Origin of the sequence: Salinivibrio sp. VYel1, from assembly GCF_009377945.1 — a bacterium.
Classification (GTDB): Bacteria; Pseudomonadota; Gammaproteobacteria; order Enterobacterales; family Vibrionaceae; genus Salinivibrio; species Salinivibrio siamensis.
In genome coordinates, this window is sequence record NZ_RSAM01000008.1 from 66,315 (window position 1) to 85,381 (window position 19,067).

Consider the following 19,067-nt stretch of genomic DNA (forward strand, 5'->3'; position numbering starts at 1 on the left):
TGATGCGATTCGTTGAGTTTCATCGTGACCCTCCTCACAAGTTCGAGTACTATTGGCGGCCAATTTTTTCAGTGCCACACTGAATAGCAGAGTATTTAAACGACGCTGTATTGAATGGCGTCGCGTCTTTCGACAATCGAGTTAATTCAGAGGTTTTCCCCTATGTCATTTGCGCTTGGACAACGTTGGATCAGTGATACGGAACATGATCTTGGACTCGGCACTGTGGTGTCCGTTGATGGCCGTACCGTGACCCTAATGTTTCCTGCTAGTGATGAAACACGGCTGTACGCCAGCCATGATGCGCCCGTGACTCGGGTGATGTTCAATCCCGGCGATGAGGTGGAAAGTCACGAAGGCTGGACCATGACCGTCTCACGCGTTGAGGAAAACGATGGGGTATTGACCTATTACGGCCAGCGTTCCGACACAGGGGAAGATGAGGTCGCACTGCGTGAGATCTTACTCAGCCACCAAATTCGCTTTAACAAGCCGCAAGACAAACTGTTTGCAGGCCAACTCGATCGTATGGATCGTTTTGCCCTGCGTTATCGCGCCCTGACCAACCAATATCAGCAATTGCGCAGCCCGCTACGCGGCTTGACTGGTATGCGTGCTGGCCTGATCCCCCATCAGCTTTACATTGCCCATGAAGTCGGTCGTCGTCATGCACCACGTGTGCTGCTCGCCGACGAAGTGGGGTTGGGGAAAACCATTGAGGCAGGAATGATTATCCACCAGCAGGTGCTGGCTGGCCGTGCGGAACGTGTGCTGATTGTGGTACCCGAAACCCTGCAGCACCAGTGGCTGGTGGAGATGATGCGCCGCTTTAATCTGCATTTCTCCATTTTCGATGAAGAGCGCTGTGTCGAGGCTTTTGCCGACTCCCCCAACCCCTTTGATACCCAACAGTTGGTATTGTGCTCACTCGAGTTTCTGCGCAAAAACCGCCGCCGGGTGGAACAAGTCTGTGATACCCATTGGGATCTACTGGTGGTTGACGAAGCCCATCACTTGACTTGGACGCCGGAGGCACCGAGTCGAGAATATCAAATCGTTGAGAGCATTGCCGAACATACGCCGGGCGTGTTGCTACTTACCGCCACGCCTGAGCAACTGGGCCAACAAAGCCATTTTGCTCGCTTGCGCCTGCTCGACCCCGACCGTTTCTATGATTACGACGTCTTTGTCGAAGAAGCACAACAATACGCGCCCGTGGCTGAGGCCGTTGAAGCGCTGCTGAGTGATACCCCACTGACCGACGCGGCACAAGCTGGGATACGTCAGCTATTGCAACACGAAGATCTGTCAGCACGTTTAGCCCAAGTGCACAGTGATAACGCAGAAGAGAACGCTCAGGCGCGCCAACAATTGATTGATGATCTTATGGACCGTCACGGCACCGGGCGTGTGTTATTTCGCAATACCCGGGCGGCAATCAGTGGCTTCCCCAGCCGCCACCTGCATATGCACCCGCTCGCGCTACCCAGTCAATATCAAACTGCCATGCGAGTCGCTGGCATGATGGGTAGCACCGGCTCAAGCGAACAAAAGGCCGTGCAAAACCTATACCCAGAAGATATCTATCAACAGTTTGAAGGGGATAGCGCGAGCTGGTGGGGCTTTGATCCGCGTATTGACTGGCTGCTGGATTACTTAAAGGCCCATCGCAGCGAGAAGGTGCTGATTATATGCTCGCGGGCGCAAACCGCACTGACTCTGGAGCAAGCACTGCGTGAGCGCGAAGGCATTCGCGGTACCGTATTCCATGAAGGCATGTCGATTGTCGAGCGTGACAAAGCCGCCGCTTACTTTGCCCAAGAAGAAGGGGGCGCTCAGGTCTTGATCTGCTCGGAAATTGGCTCTGAGGGGCGCAACTTCCAGTTTGCTCATCAGCTGGTAATGTTCGACTTACCGATGAATCCCGACTTACTCGAGCAGCGTATTGGCCGCCTTGACCGTATTGGCCAGACGCAAGATATTGCCATTCATGTCCCGTACCTTGAAGGCACCGCGCAAACCATTTTGGCGCGCTGGTATCACGAAGGCTTGGACGCGTTTGAGGATACTTGCCCCACGGGCCGAGCGGTGTTTGAACAATACGGCGAGACCCTCCTGGCCTTGTTGGCCGCCAACCAACAAGATGATGCGCTGACGACCCTTATTCACGACAGTGCCACCATGAACCAACAGCTAAAAGCGGAAATGGAGCAAGGCCGCGATAAACTGCTAGAAATGCACTCTCACGGTGGGGAAGCCGCCAACCAACTGGCAAACACCATTGCTGAGCAGGATGGTGATACCAACTTAGTCACCTTTACCTTGGGGCTGTTTGATACTATCGGGGTCAATCAAGATGACAAAGGAGAAAATGCCTTGGTGGTCAAACCGTCTGAACACATGATGGTGCCCAGCTACCCAGGGCTACCTGCTGACGGCTGTACCATCACCTTTGACCGCGATACCGCATTGAGTCGCGAAGATGTCCAGTTTGTGTCTTGGGAGCACCCCATTGTTCGAGGCGGCATTGATTTGCTGCTGAGCGAAAACATCGGCACCACCGCGGTATCACTGCTTAAAAACAAGTCACTGCCGGTCGGCACGCTGTTTGTCGAGCTTATCTACACCATTGACGCCCAAGCTCCGAAATCGAGCGGTATCCACCGCTTTTTACCGCAAACACCCGTGCGACTGTTGCTTGATGCCAATGGCAATGATCTGTCCGCCAACGTCGAGTTTGAAAGCTTCCATCGTCAACTGAGCCCTGTTAACCGTCACCTTGGCAGTAAAATGGTCAACTCAGTACAAAGCCAAATCCACAAACTGATTGAGAGCAGTGAGCCACTGGCAGAAAAAGCCCTCGGTGAGATCCAAACCCGGGCGCTCCAAGAAATGGAAACCGAGCTCCAACAAGCCTTAGCGCGTTTAGAGGCACTGAAAACGGTCAATCCGAATATTCGTGATGATGAGCTAGACGCATTACGCGAGCAGATAAGCACCTTGTCGCACCATATTCAGCACGCACAAATTGAACTCGATGCGCTGCGCCTTGTTGTGGTTAGCCACCAATAAACCAAAGTGAGACGGGGCCCGGCGGCCCCGATAAACCCTATGGCAATGACTGAATACCATCCACCGACAGACCCTTGGTTAGACATCCTCTATAAAGATGCGGATCTGGTGGTGATCAACAAACCCAGTGGTCTGCTGGCCAACCCTGGTCGCAATCCCGAGCATTACGACAGCGCATGGTCGCGCGTGAAAGCCGCGTTTCCCTCCGCCGAGCTGGTTCACCGCTTAGACATGTCCACCTCAGGGGTGATGGCCTTTGCCGCCCATAAAGAAGCAGAGCGCAACCTTAAAGCGCAGTTTCGCGACCGCGTCCCTACCAAACTCTATTATGCGGAAGTGTGGGGACAACCCGACAGCCATGACGGCATCATTGACTTGCCGCTGATTTGTGACTGGCCCAACCGCCCGCGTCAGAAAGTGTGCTTTGAACATGGCAAGCCATCACAAACCCACTACCGTTGCTTGCAAGCCTCACCATCTACCTGCTTGATGGCCCTGTACCCGTTGACGGGACGCTCGCACCAACTGCGCGTGCATATGCAGTCTATAGGGCACAGCATTGTCGGCGATGAATTTTATGCCTGCCCGGATGCGCTCGCCTATACCCATCGACTGCACCTCCATGCTGCCGAACTCAGCCTGCTGCATCCGGCCACCGGTGAAACGCTCCATTTTCAGGCTCCCTGTGATTTTTACCCCACGATGCCCGACAACCGCTTGGCCAATGAGTATCAATTAGCCGTACCACTTGCGAGCACAACGACGGATTCACAGGCCAGCTAGCTGAAACCATTGCACAACATCGCGATATCTCGCACCCTAGAGCCATGGATTGAGACTCGGAGATCAACATGGCTCAGCACGACCCCGTCAATATCGTCTTTCTCGACCGCAACACTATCCCAGCGCATATTGTCCTGCCCACGCCCCAGCATCCACATCACTGGCAAGCCTACGGTGAAACGCAACCCAGCGATGTGATCGCGCGCTTGCAAGACGCTGATATCGCCATTACCAACAAGGTGGTGATCGATGAGACGGTGCTTACCGCCTGTCCGAAACTCAAACTGATTGCGGTGGCCGCAACAGGGGTAAACAATGTCGACTTGGCGGCCTGCCAAGCGCAGGGTGTACAAGTATGCAATGTGCAAGGCTATGCCACTCAGTCGGTGCCTGAGCATGTCATTGCCATGATTTTTGCCCTCAAGCGCCAGCTCCTCGGCTATCACCAAGATGTCCAAAATGGCGAATGGCAAAAGCAAGGACAGTTCTGCTTTTTCACCCACCCTATTGGCAGTGTGGCCGGCAGTACATTGGGGATCATTGGAAAAGGTGCATTGGGCGAGGCCGTCGCACAACTTGCGCGCGCACTAGGAATGAAGGTGGTTTTCGCCGAGCACCGTGGTGCACAGGCATGCCGACCTGGTTATCTGCCTTTTGAACACGTGCTATGCCAATCAGATGTGCTCTCCTTACATTGCCCACTCACCGATAACACCCATCATCTTATCGACCAAGACACGCTGGCGTTGATGCCAGAGAATGCCATATTGATCAACACCGGACGTGGCGGCTTAGTCAACGAGACCGCGCTGCTACACGCGCTAGAAACGGGTCAAATTGGCGGTGCTGGATTGGATGTACTGAGTGAAGAGCCGGCACCTAACACTCACCCGCTGATCGCCGCATCATTGCCTAACCTGCTGGTCACCCCTCATATCGCATGGGGCGCAGATGAAGCGGTTAACCGTCTCGCCAACCAACTGGTGGATAACATTGATGGCTTTTTAAGCGGATCGCCGCAACATACACTGGTTGACTAACGCACAAGCCCGCTACATATCGCGGGCTTTTTTCACCACATCGTAGGCTTTTTGGATCTCTTGCGCCTTTTCTTTGGCAAGCTCCATCATTTCTGGCGGCAAGCCTTTTGCCATCAATTTATCGGGATGATGCTCATTCATCAGCTTACGGTAGGCTTTTTTCACCTCCTGAGAGGAAGCCGACGCATCAACACCCAGCACATCATAGGCATCATCAATCTCACTTTGCCGTGGTGGTGCGCCCGGCCCATCGGTTTGATGCTGCCAGCCGCCTTGATAACCTTGGCTAAAGCGAAACGCGGCTTCTTGCATCCGTAACCGTTGCTCCAGTTGCTGCGGCGAAAAACCCAGTTTCTCAGCAATCACATAGAGTAGTTCGCGCTCTTTAGGATGTAGCTCGCCGTCAGCAAACGCCGCTTGTATTTGCATTTCCAGAAAGACACGCGACAAATCACGCTGCCCTTGGCTCAAAGCACGAATGCCGTTGAGGGTTTCATCCAGCGGAAAATCACTGTCTTTCCCCTCACGGAATGCCTGCTGAGCCAACTGCCTGGCTTCACCTTGCAGCTGCATTCTGTCCATAAATAAGCTGGCGAGACGAATTTCATCCTGTGTCACCTGCCCTTTGGCTTTGGCGATATGTCCCATCACGGCAAAGGTACCGTGAAAAAAAACACGTTGTGCTTGTGGGCCTTGGGCACCAAAACCGCCGAAACGCGCGCGCTGTTTCGCTTTATCAAACTGATGACCCAAGAAAAGGCCAAGAAGAAAACCGATTGGGCCTCCCAACAATGTGCCGAGAATTGCACCAATTACCTTGCCATTTAGTCTCATGCCATGGTCTCATTGCTAGTTTCACACCCTGAACATTTACAGGTGATGCCGGGCGTAAATTGATTTATGATAATCGCATTTTGCAGCCAAAGCATACTGATGCGTTGCCTTCGTGTACACCACGCAATCAGATAAAACAGGAATGTCTTCTTCAATGTCACCGACTGCACGTAGCTTTTTAGCCACCATGATTAGCCTGGCGCTTTATGGCCCAGCCCTTGTTTTTGCTAATGCGGAATCATCCAACGAACCTTGTCCTGATAGCGAGGCGCGCTGTATTCCAGCAAGTGAGCAAACCCAAGATGTGAACAATGCGCCTATTCGCGTGGTGGCCGATCGCGCGGAAGCGCAAACCAATGAAAAAGCCATCTACAACGGTAATGTCGAGGTGACCCAAGGTCATCGTAAAATGACGGCAGATACCGCGACCTTGCGCGATCCAGAACGGATCGTCACCGCTCAAGGTGATGTGGTGTTCAATGACGGCCAGATGATGGTGACATCGGACTATTTACAAGCCAATTTAGAAAACGAAGACACCACACTCAATAATGCGCAGTACAAGATGCTGTGTACGCCAGGGCGAGGGGAAGCCAAGCGGGTATTTAAAAACGGTACCACCTTCTATGAGCTGGAAGATGGCACCTATACCACCTGCCCGGACGAAGACAAAAGCTGGCGCTTTTCTGCCTCGAAAATAGAAAAAGAAGACAGCAGCTTATTTGCTGACCTTTATCACCCTCGGTTTGAGGTGATGAATGTGCCGATCTTTTATCTGCCATACCTGCGGGTGCCCGTTGAAGATGGCCGGCTAACGGGCTTTTTATACCCATCAGTCTCTTGGAGTGATCGCGATGGTATCGAGATGGAAACGCCATTTTATTGGAACATCCATCCGCAACTTGACGCCACGATCACGCCCAAATACATGTCGGAACGGGGTGTGCAGCTCAATACTAAGGTGCGTTATTTAACCCCACTCGGCTCAGGCGCCTTGTACTCAGAATATCTGCCTGATGATCAGCGTAACCCAGATCTTGACGCACGCTGGGGCTTTAATTGGGCACACAGCGGCGTACAGGGTCACTGGCGCTACCAAGCCGATTACAGCAAGGTCAGTGACATCACCTACTTCCAAAACATTGACTCGGACGTGGGTAAACGGGAAGACAATACCTTGCTGCAAACCGGTGAAATCAGCTACCGCGGCTTAGATTGGAACAGCACCGTGCGCGTGAGAGATTTCCAACCGCTCACAGAAAATACCAGCGTGTATCGTTTGATGCCGCAAGTCGATTTTAACTACTACGCGCCGCAAGTGCTGCCATGGTTGGATATCAGCGTACCGGCACAATTTAGTGTGTTTGCTAACGACGACCCGAATAAACCCGAAGCAACGCGCACACATCTCGCCCCGACCTTGACCATGCCCTTCACACGCCCTTGGTTTAATGCCACGGCCGAAGCCAGCATGCTCTACACCCATTACGATCAGCGCTTTGACAATGCCATGCCAGATGCCGAGTCGACGGCGACCTTGAGTAAGTCGGTGGAGCGTAAAATCCCAACCGTGCGCTTGCATTCCGGCGTGGTTCTAGAGCGTAACTTTTGGGCGATGGGGGGGCACTTTAGCCAAACGATCGAACCTCAAGTGCAATACTTGTACATCAAAGACGTAGAGCAAGGGGATATTTATAACCCCGTCAACTTCAGTGGTGGTGGCTACGATACCGCACGCTTACAAACCGACTACTATGGTTTGTTCCGCGGCAATCAATTTAGCAGCATTGATTATGTTAACCCGGCTAACCAGCTGACTTACGGGGCGACCACTCGTTTTTACGACGGTGGCTATAAAGAGCGACTCAACCTGTCGTTCGGGCAAATTTATTACTTTGATCAGCCGTCAAACCAAGACGCAGAAACCTTTGACTATTCATCTTGGGCGCTCGAAGGGGAAGCGAATATTGATGACTACCTGTTTTTACGGGCATCAATGCAGTACGACAGCAACCTCAGTGAAATGCAATTTGGTAACGTGATTGCCGAGTATCGCCGCCAACAATTCTACGCGCAAACCAGTTATCGCTATGTGGCCCAAGAATACATTGAGTCTACCTTGCCTAACCGCGATATCAGCGCACTCACCGATGACGGCCTATCCCAAGCCGGTGTGGTCACAGGCTTCCCACTGTGGGGAGGCCTCAGTTTTAAAGGCCAATACTGGCGCGATCTGACTCAAGACGTGATGCTAGAAAATCAGTTTAGCCTGACCTATCGCTCGGATTGTTGGGTGGTCGGCCTGAGCTATAACGAGTACTTACTCTCGCGCTCGGATATTAATACAGACCCAGAATACGACAACAACGTGACCCTCTCGTTTAGCCTATTGGGACTGGGAGCTGACAGTGGCTTTAACTTCAGTACAGACTCGGGTAACGCCTTGGGTTATCGTAATCCTTTTGCCCTGAAGAACTAACCCGCCATATTGTGGTCTGGACTGTTGAACCTATGAAAAGAAGTGGACAAAGCATGAACAAATGGAGTCACGCCCTCATCACTGGCGTTTTAGTGTTGCTGACCCCTTTAACACAAGCCGCGCCGAAAGCACTCGATCGCGTGATTGCGGTCGTCAATGACGGCGTGGTGTTAAAAAGTGATATGACGGCGATGCGTCGTACCGTTACCCTTAATGCCGCCAACAGCGATCGCGAATTGCCGCCGCAAGAGGTGCTTGAAGAGCAGATGCGTGAGCGGCTGATTATTGAGGAGCTACAGCTGCAAGAGGCTAAACGTTTAGGGATTCAGATAGACGACAGCCAATTGCAACAAGCAATTGAAAACATTGCTAAGGAGCAATCGGTTAGCGTACAAGCCCTGCGTGAAAAAATGGCTGAGCAAGGTGTCGCGTGGGCACAATACCGTGAACAAGTGCGTCGTGAGCTCACCATTTCCGAAGCACGTAATGCGCAAGTACGTCGCCGTATTAGTATTTTACCGCAAGAAGTCGAGACGCTCGCTAGCCAACTAAACGAGCAAAAAATGCAAAAAGTGAAATACAAACTTTCGCATATTCAGCTCAAGTTAGACGACGATGCTAGCAAGGCTGAGCGTGAAAGCGTGAAACAGCAAGCTCATCGCTTAGTCGATACTCTACGCCATGACGGGAATGTCGCTGAACTGGCGATGGAATATTCCAAAGGGCCCAAAGCGCTCGACGGCGGTGATTGGGGCTGGTTGCGACGAGAAGAAATGCCGACCATTTTCGCCGACCAGATCACCAACCAAGGTAAAGGGGCGATCATCGGGCCGTTTAGAAGCGGGGTTGGCTTCCATATTCTCAAAATTGACGATGTACAAGGGCTAGAAACGGTCGCCGTCACCGAAGTGAAAGCGCGTCATATCCTGATCAAACCATCGATCGTGCTGAGTGATAAAGGCGCGGAGAAAGAGCTCAACCAACTGACGAACCAAATCCGACGTGGTGAGCAAAGTTTTGCCGATCTCGCCAAGCAGTACAGCGACGATCCAGGCTCGGCAGTCAATGGGGGGGATCTAGGTTGGTCAACCACAGATGCCTATGTGCCTGCCTTCAAAGCCAAAGTCGATGCCCTGCCAGAAGGACAAGTCAGCGAGCCGTTTAAAACCGTACATGGCTGGCATATTGTCGAAGTCACTGATCGTCGTGAAGTGGATAAAACCGATGCGGCAGTGAAAAATCGCGCTTACCGCATGCTGTTCAATAGAAAATTCAACGAAGAAGCGCAGGCCTGGCTGCAAGAGCTACGCGCAGGGGCTTACGTCGAGGTGCTCACCGATGACAGCTGAGCGTATCGCGATTACGCCCGGAGAGCCTGCAGGCATCGGGCCTGATCTTGTCTTGGCCATGGCGCTTCATGCCTGGCCTCATCAGCTTGTCGCCGTCGCCAATAAGCAGATGCTGGCTGAGCGCGCCAAGCAGTTAGGGCTAGCCATCAGCTTACGCGACTACGATCCCCGCACTGAGCCGCAAGCACACAAGGCGGGCGAGCTCATTGTCGCAGAGACGCCGATTGGCGCGCCGGTGACGCCCGGGCAACTGGATGAGGCCAGCGGCCGCTATGTACTTGATACCCTCACCCGCGCCGCGGAAGGAAACATGAGCGGCGAGTTTGCCGCGATTGTCACCGGTCCGGTTCATAAAGGGATCATCAACCGTGCTGGGGTCTCTTTTAGTGGCCACACCGAGTTTTTCGCCCAGCACGCCAATGTCAATCAAGTCGTGATGATGCTCGCCACTGAAGGGTTACGCGTCGCCTTGGTCACCACCCATATTCCATTGGCCTATGTCTCCAAGGCCATCACCCGTGAGCGCTTGCACGACGTTATCGGCATTTTGCATCAAGACTTACGCGAAAAGTTTGCCATCACACATCCTCGTATTTATGTGTGCGGCCTGAATCCGCATGCTGGTGAAGGGGGCTGTTTAGGAACAGAAGAAATCGACACCATTGAGCCGGTGCTGGATGATCTGCGCCAACAAGGGATGGATTTAGTCGGTCCTTTACCTGCAGACACGCTTTTCCAGGAAAAATACCTGCAAGATGCAGACGCCGTGCTGGCGATGTATCACGACCAGGGCTTACCTGTGTTAAAATTCAAAGGATTTGGCCGCTCAGTGAATATTACCCTGGGTCTGCCTTTTGTCAGAACATCAGTAGATCATGGTACTGCACTGGATTTAGCGGGTACCGGTACGGCGGATACAGGAAGCCTGCGGACGGCCATCTCCCACGCCATTGAATTAGTAGATAGCAAGCATGAGCGATAAAGTCCATCAAGGCCACCGTGCCAGAAAACGTTTCGGACAAAACTTCCTAAACGACCCATATGTCATCAATGGGATAGTGTCAGCCATTAATCCCCAATCCGGCGAGAATCTCGTTGAGATTGGCCCAGGCCTTGGCGCGCTCACCGAGCCCGTCACTGAGCAAGTTGATCACTTAAACGTGGTTGAGCTTGACCGTGATCTTGCCGCACGCCTACGCAGTCATCCATTTATGGGGCGCAAACTCACGGTCCATGAGGCCGATGCCATGGCGTTTGATTTTGCCGAGCTTGCCAAGCAAGGTCCACTGCGGATTTTTGGTAACCTGCCATACAATGTCTCTACACCGTTAATGTTCCATCTGTTCTCGTTTGCCGATCAAGTGCAAGATATGCACTTTATGTTGCAAAAAGAGGTGGTTAACCGTCTGGCTGCAGGCCCGGGCACCAAAGCATATGGGCGTCTCACTGTGATGGCACAATACTACTGCCAAGTCATCCCTGTATTGGAAGTGCCACCGAGTGCCTTTAAACCCGCACCGAAAGTGGACTCTGCCGTTGTCCGTCTGGTGCCACACAAAACCCTGCCACACCCAGTCACCAATTTGTCATGGCTGGAGCGCGTGTGTCGTGAAGGTTTTAATCAGCGTCGCAAAACCATACGTAACTGTTTTAAATCATTAGTCAGCACGGACACCTTGACCGAGCTCGGTATCGACCCCAGCTTACGTCCTGAGCACATGACTTTGGCGCAGTTCTCCCGCTTAGCTAACTGGTTGGACGCCAATCACTCATCATAAACAGGAGCCTTGATTTGCAAGCCACTGAACAATCGCAATTCGAGATTCACGTCGCGACCCAATACGTGGAAGACCAATCAGAGCCTGACAATGAGCGTTTTGTCTTCTCTTATACCGTCACCATTGAAAACCGCGGCGATGCCCCTGCGCAACTTATGCGCAGAAAATGGCTCATTACCGATGCCAATGGTAAAGAGCTAGAAATAGAAGGAGAAGGCGTTGTCGGCGAGCAACCCAAGATTGCCGCGGGGGAAAAATACACCTACACCAGTGGCACCATCATCGAGACCCCTGTGGGTGTGATGCAAGGTTTTTATACCATGCAAGGTCAAGACGATCAGTCATTTAAAGTCGACATCGCACCGTTTCGTCTCGCGCTGCCAAACATTCTCCACTAACCCCAACAGGGAGGCATATGGCGACCTATCTTGTCGGGGATATCCATGGCTGTGAGCGCACATTAGATGCGCTTCTCACCCAAGTCGGGTTTTCCCCAGATAAAGACACTTTGTACTCAGTTGGGGATTTGGTCGCACGTGGGCCAGATTCCCTTGGCGTATTACGTTACTTTTATCAGCTCGGTGACGCAGCTCAGGTTGTCTTGGGTAACCATGACTTACATTTACTGGCCGTTGCCCATGGCATAAAACCGGTCAAAGCCAAAGACAACACCCAGCCCATTCTCGATGCGCCAGATAGGGAGCAACTCCTCGGCTGGTTGTCTCAGCAACCGCTTCTGATGGATGTCTCCGCGCCAGACGGTGGCTTTTTACTCACCCATGCCGGGGTTAGCCCGCAATGGGATAAAAAGACAGCGATCGCCTGTGCTCGCGAGGTAGAAGCGATATTGCGCAGTGATGATCAGCGCTGGTTGCTAGAAAACATGTATGCCGACAGCCCCAATCAGTGGGATCCAACACTCACCGGGCTTGACCGCTATCGCTATATCATCAATAGCTTTACCCGCATGCGTTTTTGTTTCCCAGATGGCCGCCTTGATATGCAATGCAAATTGCCGCCCAACCAGGCCGAAGACAGTGGTTTGTTACCTTGGTTTGAGGTGCCGGCGCGCCAGCCGCTTGATCAGTCGGTGGTGTTTGGCCATTGGGCGGCGTTAAATGGCACCATCCAGCCCAAGCTTTATGGGCTAGATACTGGGTGCGTATGGGGCGGTAAGCTCACGCTCCTTCGTTGGGAAGATAAAGCCTGCTTTACGTTAGCGGCAGACAATAGCGCCACTTAGGCACGATCCCAGACAGTAAAAGTGACGGGGTAGGCGTTTTTTTCATCCACAGGATGGGCGCCGACCTCTGTTTTCACCCACCCTTCTCCCCACTGCGGGAAGCGGGTGTCGCCGTCGACGTCGAGATCGATAAAGGTCAGGTACAAACGGTCAGCACGGGGCAAAAACGCCTGATAAATGGTACCGCCACCAATCACCATGACCTCCTCATACTCGACCACGGTTTCAAGCGCTTGCTCTGGCGAGCTCACCACTGTGACGCCCTCTGGCTGAAAGTCAGGGTCACGGCTGATCACAATGTTCGGTCGTTTGGGCAGCGGACGACCGATCGACTCAAAGGTTTTACGCCCCATCACCACAGGGTGACCAAGGGTGGTGCGTTTAAACCACGCTAAATCCGCCGGCAAATGCCACGGCATTTGGTTATTCTTGCCAATCACTCGATCGTTTGCCATCGCAGCAACTAAACTGATGCGCATTCTAGGTGCCTTTTTCCTTAAATCACTGGTCGGCGACGATAAAACAATAACCCGGGCATCGCAAGACCAATGGCCAATGCCGAGAGAATAAAGCCGGCTGTGGTGAGGTTTTCGATAAGGCTCGCCCATAAAGCAGGGCTATAGCCTTGATTGTTGATGGTTACCAACGCAATCATCGCTTTAAACGCGTAAACGCCGGGGATCATCGGGATGATCGCTGCCACGGTAAACACCTTGGGATGCGCCAAAAAGCGCTGCGACCAGTACACACCTAAAAAGCCAATCGTGGTCGCCCCTGCCAGCGTAGCCCATTCAATCGCGACACCAGACTCCATCAGTAAAAAGCGTAAGCCATGCCCCACGGCACCGCCATAAGCACAGTATTTGAGCGCCTTAACCGGTACATTGAACACTAATGCAAACCCCACCGCAGGGATCATGGCAAAAAACATATCTTCCAGTAAGGCGAGCAATAAACTCATAACCATCCCCACGCCCCCACGAGACTCATAGCACCGACAATGCCTAATGCTGTTGCCAAGGTGAGCAAGGATGCCATCGTCCAGCGTGCGATACCCATATCGACAAAGCCTTTGACCATGTCTGATACCGCATTTATCAACGGGTAGCCAGGTACCAACATTAAGACTGATGAGGCCATGATGAGGAAGGGTTCATTGCCCCAATGCATTATGGTCCCCACACTGGATATCAAGGTGGTGACCATGGCGGTGACCGCGAAAGTGAGAAGCGGATTAAATTGACGGTGAGCTATCAACTGGCGTACCCGCATACCGGTGGCAGAGGCGATAAACGTGAGTGCAAACACCACCGCATCACCGCCCGCTAAACGACTAAAGGCCGCACACGATAACCCTATCATCCCCACCACGAGCCAAGGTGGGTAACGAAAGGGCTCAATCCGGCTCAAGCGCTTACGTACCGCCAAGGCGTCGAGGATCCCTTTCTCGGCCAAAATGACCGTGCGCTGGATATCGGTCACCACTTTCATATTAATCCCGCGATCGGGACAACGTCTGGCGGTGGTAATGCAGTGACCTTGACTGAGTGTGGTGACCACTAAGGAGCTCGCCGATAACGCCAGTTCAACGCTATCGAGCCCTAGCGCCCGCCCTAAACGGATACTCACATCACTGACGAGTTTACTTTCCGCACCATGCTGTAATAGCCGCTGGCCGACTTCAATCACCAGACGCGATATGGCCCGTTGCTCTGGTTCGGTTAACCGCTTTCCCACCTCAAAAATCCCTCTTCGTTACGCTTATCTACTCGCAGTATTCACCACAGCGTCATCTCGGTCTTTGATGCAAATAAAGTTGTGCTCAGATTATCGCCACGTCGGAGATAACAAAAGCCGCTACAACAGTAACGGCTTTATAAGATTAAGGCTTGTAGATGATCTCGACATCGTAGTCGTCTTCGTTCCAGTCGTCCCAATCATCGTCGTCATCACTTTGATTGAGCTGCTGTTCGTGGTGATCATCCCACTTAAACGCCACTGTCTCATCTTCCGGCTCAACTTCAGGTTTCGGCGCGGGTAGCGCTTCAATCGACGCCATCAGATCGTAAATAAGCGGTTGGACGTTCGCTTTATTAATCGCAGATATCGCATAGTATTTGTCATCCCACGCCAATGCCTCAAGCACGCGGTCAATCTGCGCCTGCGCCTCGTCTTCCGGCATCAAATCCACTTTATTAAACACCAACCAACGCGGTTTATCCGCCAGCTTTTCGCTGTATTGGTTCAGCTCATCAATAATGGTGAACGCGTTATCGACCGGATCGGTACCATCCACGGGCAGCAAGTCAATCATGTGCAATAAGACGCGGCAACGCTCTAGGTGCTTCAAGAAGCGGATACCCAACCCAGCGCCATCCGCCGCACCTTCAATCAGGCCTGGAATATCGGCCACCACAAAGCTCTTGTCAGCCGCTACACGGACCACGCCTAAGCTTGGCACCAAGGTGGTAAAAGGATAATCAGCCACTTTCGGTTTCGCCGCGGATACCGCACGAATAAAGGTGGATTTACCCGCATTCGGCAAGCCCAACATCCCCACATCAGCCAACAGCAACAACTCCAAACGCAGCTGACGAACTTCGCCTTTGGTTCCCATGGTTTTTTGTCGTGGGGCGCGGTTGATGGACGACTTAAATCGGGTATTGCCTAAGCCGTGAAACCCGCCTTTGGCCACCATTACCTGCATGCCATGCTCGGTTAAATCGGCAATCACTTCACCGGTATCTTCATCGATGGCGCGCGTGCCCACCGGAACATTCAGCACCAAGTCGTCGCCCCGTTTACCGGTACAGTTGCCACCGCGACCGTTTTCGCCACGAGCCGCAGAATGAAAGCGCTCAAACTGGTAATCGATCAGGGTATTCAGGTTTTCGTCGGCCAGCAGATAGACGTCACCACCATCGCCGCCATCACCGCCATCTGGGCCCCCTTTAGGGACATATTTTTCCCGCCGGAAGCTAACGGTGCCATTGCCCCCGTCTCCGGCATCGACGCGAATAATCGCTTCATCTACAAACTTCATGCTAACTTCTCCGCACCAATCGCTAAAACGCACGTTTATTGCAATTAGTTTTATCCCAGATTAGTGAATGGCGATCTTATCGATCTTAGGATCATTTTTCTGTTTTGACCGCTTTTCTGTGCTGCTCTGATCAGACGCTCACTGACCGGTGATCACCAGACACAATAAAAAGCCCCGCCAAAAGGCAGGGCTTCAAAAATTCGCTTGGCGTTGAAGCTTATTCAGCTTCGATAGTAACGAATTTACGGTTATGACGACCTTTGGTCTCAAATTTCACTTTGCCATCAGACAGAGCGAATAGAGTGTGGTCTTTACCGCAACCTACGTTATTGCCTGCGTGGAATTTAGTACCACGTTGACGAACGATGATGTTACCTGCTAGTACAGACTCACCACCGAAGCGTTTAACACCTAGGCGTTTACTTTCTGAATCGCGGCCGTTTTTAGTAGAACCGCCAGCTTTTTTGTGTGCCATCTCTTCTCTCTCCTACTCTTAAGCGCTGATGCCAGTGATTTTGACTTCAGTGAACCACTGACGGTGGCCCATGTGCTTGCGAGAATGTTTACGACGACGGAACTTAACGATATTCACTTTATCGCCGCGACCGTGAGTAACAACTTCTGCTGTTACTTTTGCACCGCTAACAAAAGGCGCGCCAACTTTAACGTCTTCGCCGTTTGCCACTAGCAATACTTTGTCAAGTTCTACACTTGCGCCAGTTTCAACGTCTAGCTTTTCCAAGCGAATAGTCTGGCCTTCGCTTACTCGGTGTTGCTTACCACCACTTTGGAAAACTGCGTACATGTTTTACTCCGCATTTCCGCACGGCCTGCTGCATTATTAAGCAACAAGGGGTGCGCATATAATTCATCAATAGGGCGCGAATTCTACGGCAGAAATTGATTTGAGGCAAGAGGGGAAAGCAAGAAAATTGGTGAAAAGGTGCTCAGCATTAATTCCCGCACATTTTCCCTGTGTGAGCGCTATCTCGTCGCCTGTCATCTGGTGTACTATGCGAAGCTAAATACCCGCTCTGGTGCCGATACTGACGAAGGTTTCACGCCATTCTGAACGTATTAACATGCAATATTTCGCCTCTTGCTGCTAGTGAGTTGTGATTTATTTCGTTAGCTCGGCAGGCAAGTAACTAGGACAACGCCCGGATATATTCATGGATTTCAAATCAATCCAAGCCTTAATTAGTGACGACATGGCGCTGGTCGATCAAAAGATCCTCGCCCAGCTAAACTCTGATGTCGCGCTAATCAATCAGCTCGGCTTTTACATCGTCAATAGCGGTGGTAAACGACTGCGCCCGATGCTCGCTGTATTAGCGGCGCGTGCGCTTGGTTATCACGGTGACAAACATACCACCGCCGCCGCGTTTATTGAGTTTATTCACACCGCCACCTTGCTCCATGATGACGTGGTCGATGAATCCGATTTGCGTCGCGGTAACGCAACGGCCAATGCCTTGTTTGGTAATGCGGCCAGTGTGTTAGTCGGTGACTACATTTATACCCGCTCGTTTCAAATGATGACCAGCCTGCGCTCGTTACGCATTCTGGACTTAATGAGTGAGGCTACCAATGTGATCGCTGAGGGGGAAGTGCTGCAATTGATGAATTGTAACGACCCTGATACCACAGAAACCAGTTACATGCAGGTGATCTACTCTAAAACGGCGCGCTTGTTTGAATCAGCCACCCAGATTGGCGCGATTCTTAACGAGGCGGACGCGGAGACGGAGAAAGCCCTTCAAGACTATGGCCGTTACCTCGGGACGGCGTTCCAGTTAATTGATGATGTGATTGACTACACCAGCGCTGACGATGAAATGGGTAAGCAAACGGGCGATGATCTCGCCGAAGGCAAACCAACATTGCCTTTGTTGCACGCCATGCAACATGGGTCTGAGGCAGAGTCGGCGATGATCCGTACCGCCATCGAAAAAGGCAATGGCCGCGATAAACTCGAGGCGATTCTGGCCTGTATGGACGCCTGCGGCTCTCTCGCCTATACGCGAAAACGTGCCGAGCAGGAATCAGAAAAAGCGATCCGTGCGCTCGATACGCTGCCAGATACCCCGTATAAACACGCCTTAGTGGCGTTGGCGCATTTAGCGGTTGACCGCAACACCTAGCTCAATATAAGCCCCTAGCCAAAATAAAAAGCGGCGCTGTTGCGCCGCTTCTCTCACCAATGTCGAATTGCCCACTATTTTGCCGCGAACTCTTCGCCCATTTTAATATCTTTACGCAACGTTTCTAGCATCTTGTCCATCGCTTGTTGCTCATACGCACTGAGCTCACCGATGCTTAGGATCTCGTCGACCCCTTCTTTGCCTAGACGTACAGGTTGAGCAAAGAAACGGGCATGCTCGCCACTGCCTTCAACGTACGCGCATTCCACCACGTTTTGTTCGCCTTGCAGGGCACGGACCAGCGATAGACCAAAACGGCATGCAGCCTGACCCATCGACAAGGTCGCAGAACCACCACCGGCTTTGGCTTCCACCACTTCGGTGCCAGCGTTTTGAATGCGTGGGGTCAAGGCTTCAACCTCTTCTTGGCTAAACGTCACCCCTTTTACTTGCGACAATAGCGGCAGAATGGTCACGCCCGAGTGGCCACCGATAACAGGAATAGACACTTCGCGTGGATCCATGCCTTTCAGCTCACCGATAAAGGCTTCAGAGCGGATCACATCCAGCGTGGTCACGCCAAACAGTTTGTTTTTGTCATACACGCCCTTGGCTTTCAGCACATCCGCGGCAATCGCCACCGTGGTGTTCACTGGGTTAGTGATAATGCCTACGCAGGCTTTTGGACAGACATCGGCGATTTTTTCCGCCAATGACTTAACAATCCCGGCATTTACATTGAACAAGTCAGAGCGATCCATACCCGGCTTACGGGCCACCCCCGCAGAGATTAATACCACATCAGCCCCATCAAGTGCTGGCGTTGGGTCTTCGCCGCTGTAGCCTTTGATGGTGACCGGCGTGGGGATATGACTGAGGTCAACCGCCACACCTGGCGTAACAGGAGCGATATCATACAAAGCCAGGTCGGAACCGGCTGGTAAATTGTTTTTTAGCAGTAGGGCTAGAGCCTGACCAATGCCTCCCGCGGCGCCAATCACAGCAACTTTCATGTCGTTCTCCTTTCGATATTTCTTATAGTCCGGATCCGGTCCGGCTTCTGTTCGGGCACAAATCGCCCATCAATGGTGCGAACTGTTGCTTCATCATATGCCCGCCCCTACCCCCACTCAAGCCTCAGGCGGTGATGATCAGCCTAAGCTCTCATTTTTTCGCTCTCCCTTTCCCCCACCCTTTCGTTGTCGCGGGGTGTCTGGTCAGCAACAGTGATATTGTCGCCATTTTACACCCTCAGTGATTGCCCCTCGTTGCATGTATATGCAAAATAGCCACTCGTTTGTC

18 protein-coding genes are annotated in these 19,067 nt (G+C 52.3%); 10 read left to right on the forward strand and 8 right to left on the reverse strand.

Annotated elements, in window-relative coordinates; genetic code table 11:
• Nucleotides 1-162: 162 nt before the first annotated feature.
• The 3 genes from rapA to EHW58_RS09165 all read left to right on the forward strand — a co-directional run bounded on the left by rapA (nt 163) and on the right by EHW58_RS09165 (nt 4,895).
• Nucleotides 163-3,072 carry an RNA polymerase-associated protein RapA gene (gene rapA / locus EHW58_RS09155; protein WP_152796059.1) on the forward strand — a complete coding sequence of 970 codons (2,910 nt, stop codon included), beginning with the start codon at nt 163-165 and terminating at the stop codon, nt 3,070-3,072.
• Nucleotides 3,073-3,111: 39 nt separating this feature from the next.
• Nucleotides 3,112-3,855, forward strand: a complete 744-nt coding sequence (gene rluA / locus EHW58_RS09160) for a bifunctional tRNA pseudouridine(32) synthase/23S rRNA pseudouridine(746) synthase RluA (protein ID WP_152796061.1) — start codon at nt 3,112-3,114, stop codon at nt 3,853-3,855.
• Nucleotides 3,856-3,923: 68 nt separating this feature from the next.
• Complete coding sequence (locus EHW58_RS09165; RefSeq protein WP_152796063.1) at nt 3,924-4,895, forward strand: D-2-hydroxyacid dehydrogenase; 972 nt, start codon at nt 3,924-3,926, stop codon at nt 4,893-4,895.
• Between the two features lie 12 nt (nt 4,896-4,907).
• On the opposite strand, the gene djlA is transcribed toward EHW58_RS09165, so the two are convergent.
• Nucleotides 4,908-5,729, reverse strand: a complete 822-nt coding sequence (gene djlA / locus EHW58_RS09170; protein WP_046074274.1) for a co-chaperone DjlA — start codon at nt 5,727-5,729, stop codon at nt 4,908-4,910.
• A 154-nt stretch (nt 5,730-5,883) separates the two neighbouring features.
• Between djlA and lptD the strand changes: the two genes are divergently transcribed.
• From lptD to apaH, 6 genes are read left to right on the forward strand one after another with little or no spacing between them, the layout of a single operon-like run.
• Nucleotides 5,884-8,208 carry an LPS assembly protein LptD gene (lptD, locus tag EHW58_RS09175; protein WP_152796065.1) on the forward strand — a complete coding sequence of 775 codons (2,325 nt, stop codon included), beginning with the start codon at nt 5,884-5,886 and terminating at the stop codon, nt 8,206-8,208.
• Nucleotides 8,209-8,261: 53 nt separating this feature from the next.
• Nucleotides 8,262-9,557 carry a peptidylprolyl isomerase SurA gene (gene surA, locus EHW58_RS09180; RefSeq protein ID WP_046074276.1) on the forward strand — a complete coding sequence of 432 codons (1,296 nt, stop codon included), beginning with the start codon at nt 8,262-8,264 and terminating at the stop codon, nt 9,555-9,557.
• Entirely contained in the window at nt 9,547-10,539 is a 993-nt protein-coding gene (gene pdxA / locus EHW58_RS09185) for a 4-hydroxythreonine-4-phosphate dehydrogenase PdxA (RefSeq protein ID WP_152796067.1), read from the forward strand. Before surA ends, pdxA begins: the two co-directional genes overlap by 11 nt.
• Nucleotides 10,529-11,335: a 16S rRNA (adenine(1518)-N(6)/adenine(1519)-N(6))-dimethyltransferase RsmA gene (rsmA, locus tag EHW58_RS09190; RefSeq protein ID WP_152796069.1), complete on the forward strand. Its 807-nt coding sequence runs from the start codon at nt 10,529-10,531 to the stop codon at nt 11,333-11,335. Before pdxA ends, rsmA begins: the two co-directional genes overlap by 11 nt.
• Before the next feature lie 14 nt (nt 11,336-11,349).
• Nucleotides 11,350-11,733, forward strand: coding sequence for a Co2+/Mg2+ efflux protein ApaG (apaG, locus tag EHW58_RS09195; protein WP_046074279.1), 384 nt, complete (start codon nt 11,350-11,352; stop codon nt 11,731-11,733).
• A gap of 17 nt (nt 11,734-11,750) precedes the next feature.
• Complete coding sequence (gene apaH / locus EHW58_RS09200) at nt 11,751-12,578, forward strand: bis(5'-nucleosyl)-tetraphosphatase (symmetrical) ApaH (protein WP_152796071.1); 828 nt, start codon at nt 11,751-11,753, stop codon at nt 12,576-12,578.
• On the opposite strand, the gene folA is transcribed toward apaH, so the two are convergent.
• The 6 genes from folA to rplU form a co-directional block, all read right to left on the reverse strand.
• Entirely contained in the window at nt 12,575-13,057 is a 483-nt protein-coding gene (gene folA / locus EHW58_RS09205; RefSeq protein ID WP_046074281.1) for a type 3 dihydrofolate reductase, read from the reverse strand. The two genes, apaH and folA, sit on opposite strands and share 4 nt — an antisense overlap.
• Nucleotides 13,058-13,074: 17 nt before the next feature.
• Nucleotides 13,075-13,539 (reverse strand): threonine/serine exporter family protein, encoded by a 465-nt coding sequence (locus EHW58_RS09210; RefSeq protein ID WP_046074282.1) that lies wholly within the window; start codon nt 13,537-13,539, stop codon nt 13,075-13,077.
• Nucleotides 13,536-14,315 (reverse strand): threonine/serine exporter ThrE family protein, encoded by a 780-nt coding sequence (locus EHW58_RS09215; RefSeq protein WP_046074283.1) that lies wholly within the window; start codon nt 14,313-14,315, stop codon nt 13,536-13,538. The genes EHW58_RS09210 and EHW58_RS09215 overlap by 4 nt, the downstream gene beginning before the upstream one ends.
• A gap of 145 nt (nt 14,316-14,460) precedes the next feature.
• Complete coding sequence (gene cgtA / locus EHW58_RS09220) at nt 14,461-15,621, reverse strand: Obg family GTPase CgtA (protein WP_046074284.1); 1,161 nt, start codon at nt 15,619-15,621, stop codon at nt 14,461-14,463.
• Between the two features lie 217 nt (nt 15,622-15,838).
• Entirely contained in the window at nt 15,839-16,096 is a 258-nt protein-coding gene (gene rpmA / locus EHW58_RS09225; RefSeq protein WP_046074285.1) for a 50S ribosomal protein L27, read from the reverse strand.
• Between the two features lie 18 nt (nt 16,097-16,114).
• On the reverse strand, nt 16,115-16,426 hold the full coding sequence (rplU, locus tag EHW58_RS09230; protein WP_046074286.1) for a 50S ribosomal protein L21: 312 nt from the start codon (nt 16,424-16,426) through the stop codon (nt 16,115-16,117).
• A gap of 367 nt (nt 16,427-16,793) precedes the next feature.
• Between rplU and ispB the strand changes: the two genes are divergently transcribed.
• The gene (ispB, locus tag EHW58_RS09235; protein WP_152796073.1) at nt 16,794-17,765 is read left to right on the forward strand and encodes an octaprenyl diphosphate synthase; all 972 of its coding nucleotides are present in this window, start codon (nt 16,794-16,796) and stop codon (nt 17,763-17,765) included.
• A gap of 74 nt (nt 17,766-17,839) precedes the next feature.
• On the opposite strand, the gene mdh is transcribed toward ispB, so the two are convergent.
• Nucleotides 17,840-18,778, reverse strand: coding sequence for a malate dehydrogenase (gene mdh / locus EHW58_RS09240; RefSeq protein WP_046074288.1), 939 nt, complete (start codon nt 18,776-18,778; stop codon nt 17,840-17,842).
• Between the last annotated feature and the right edge of the window lie 289 nt (nt 18,779-19,067).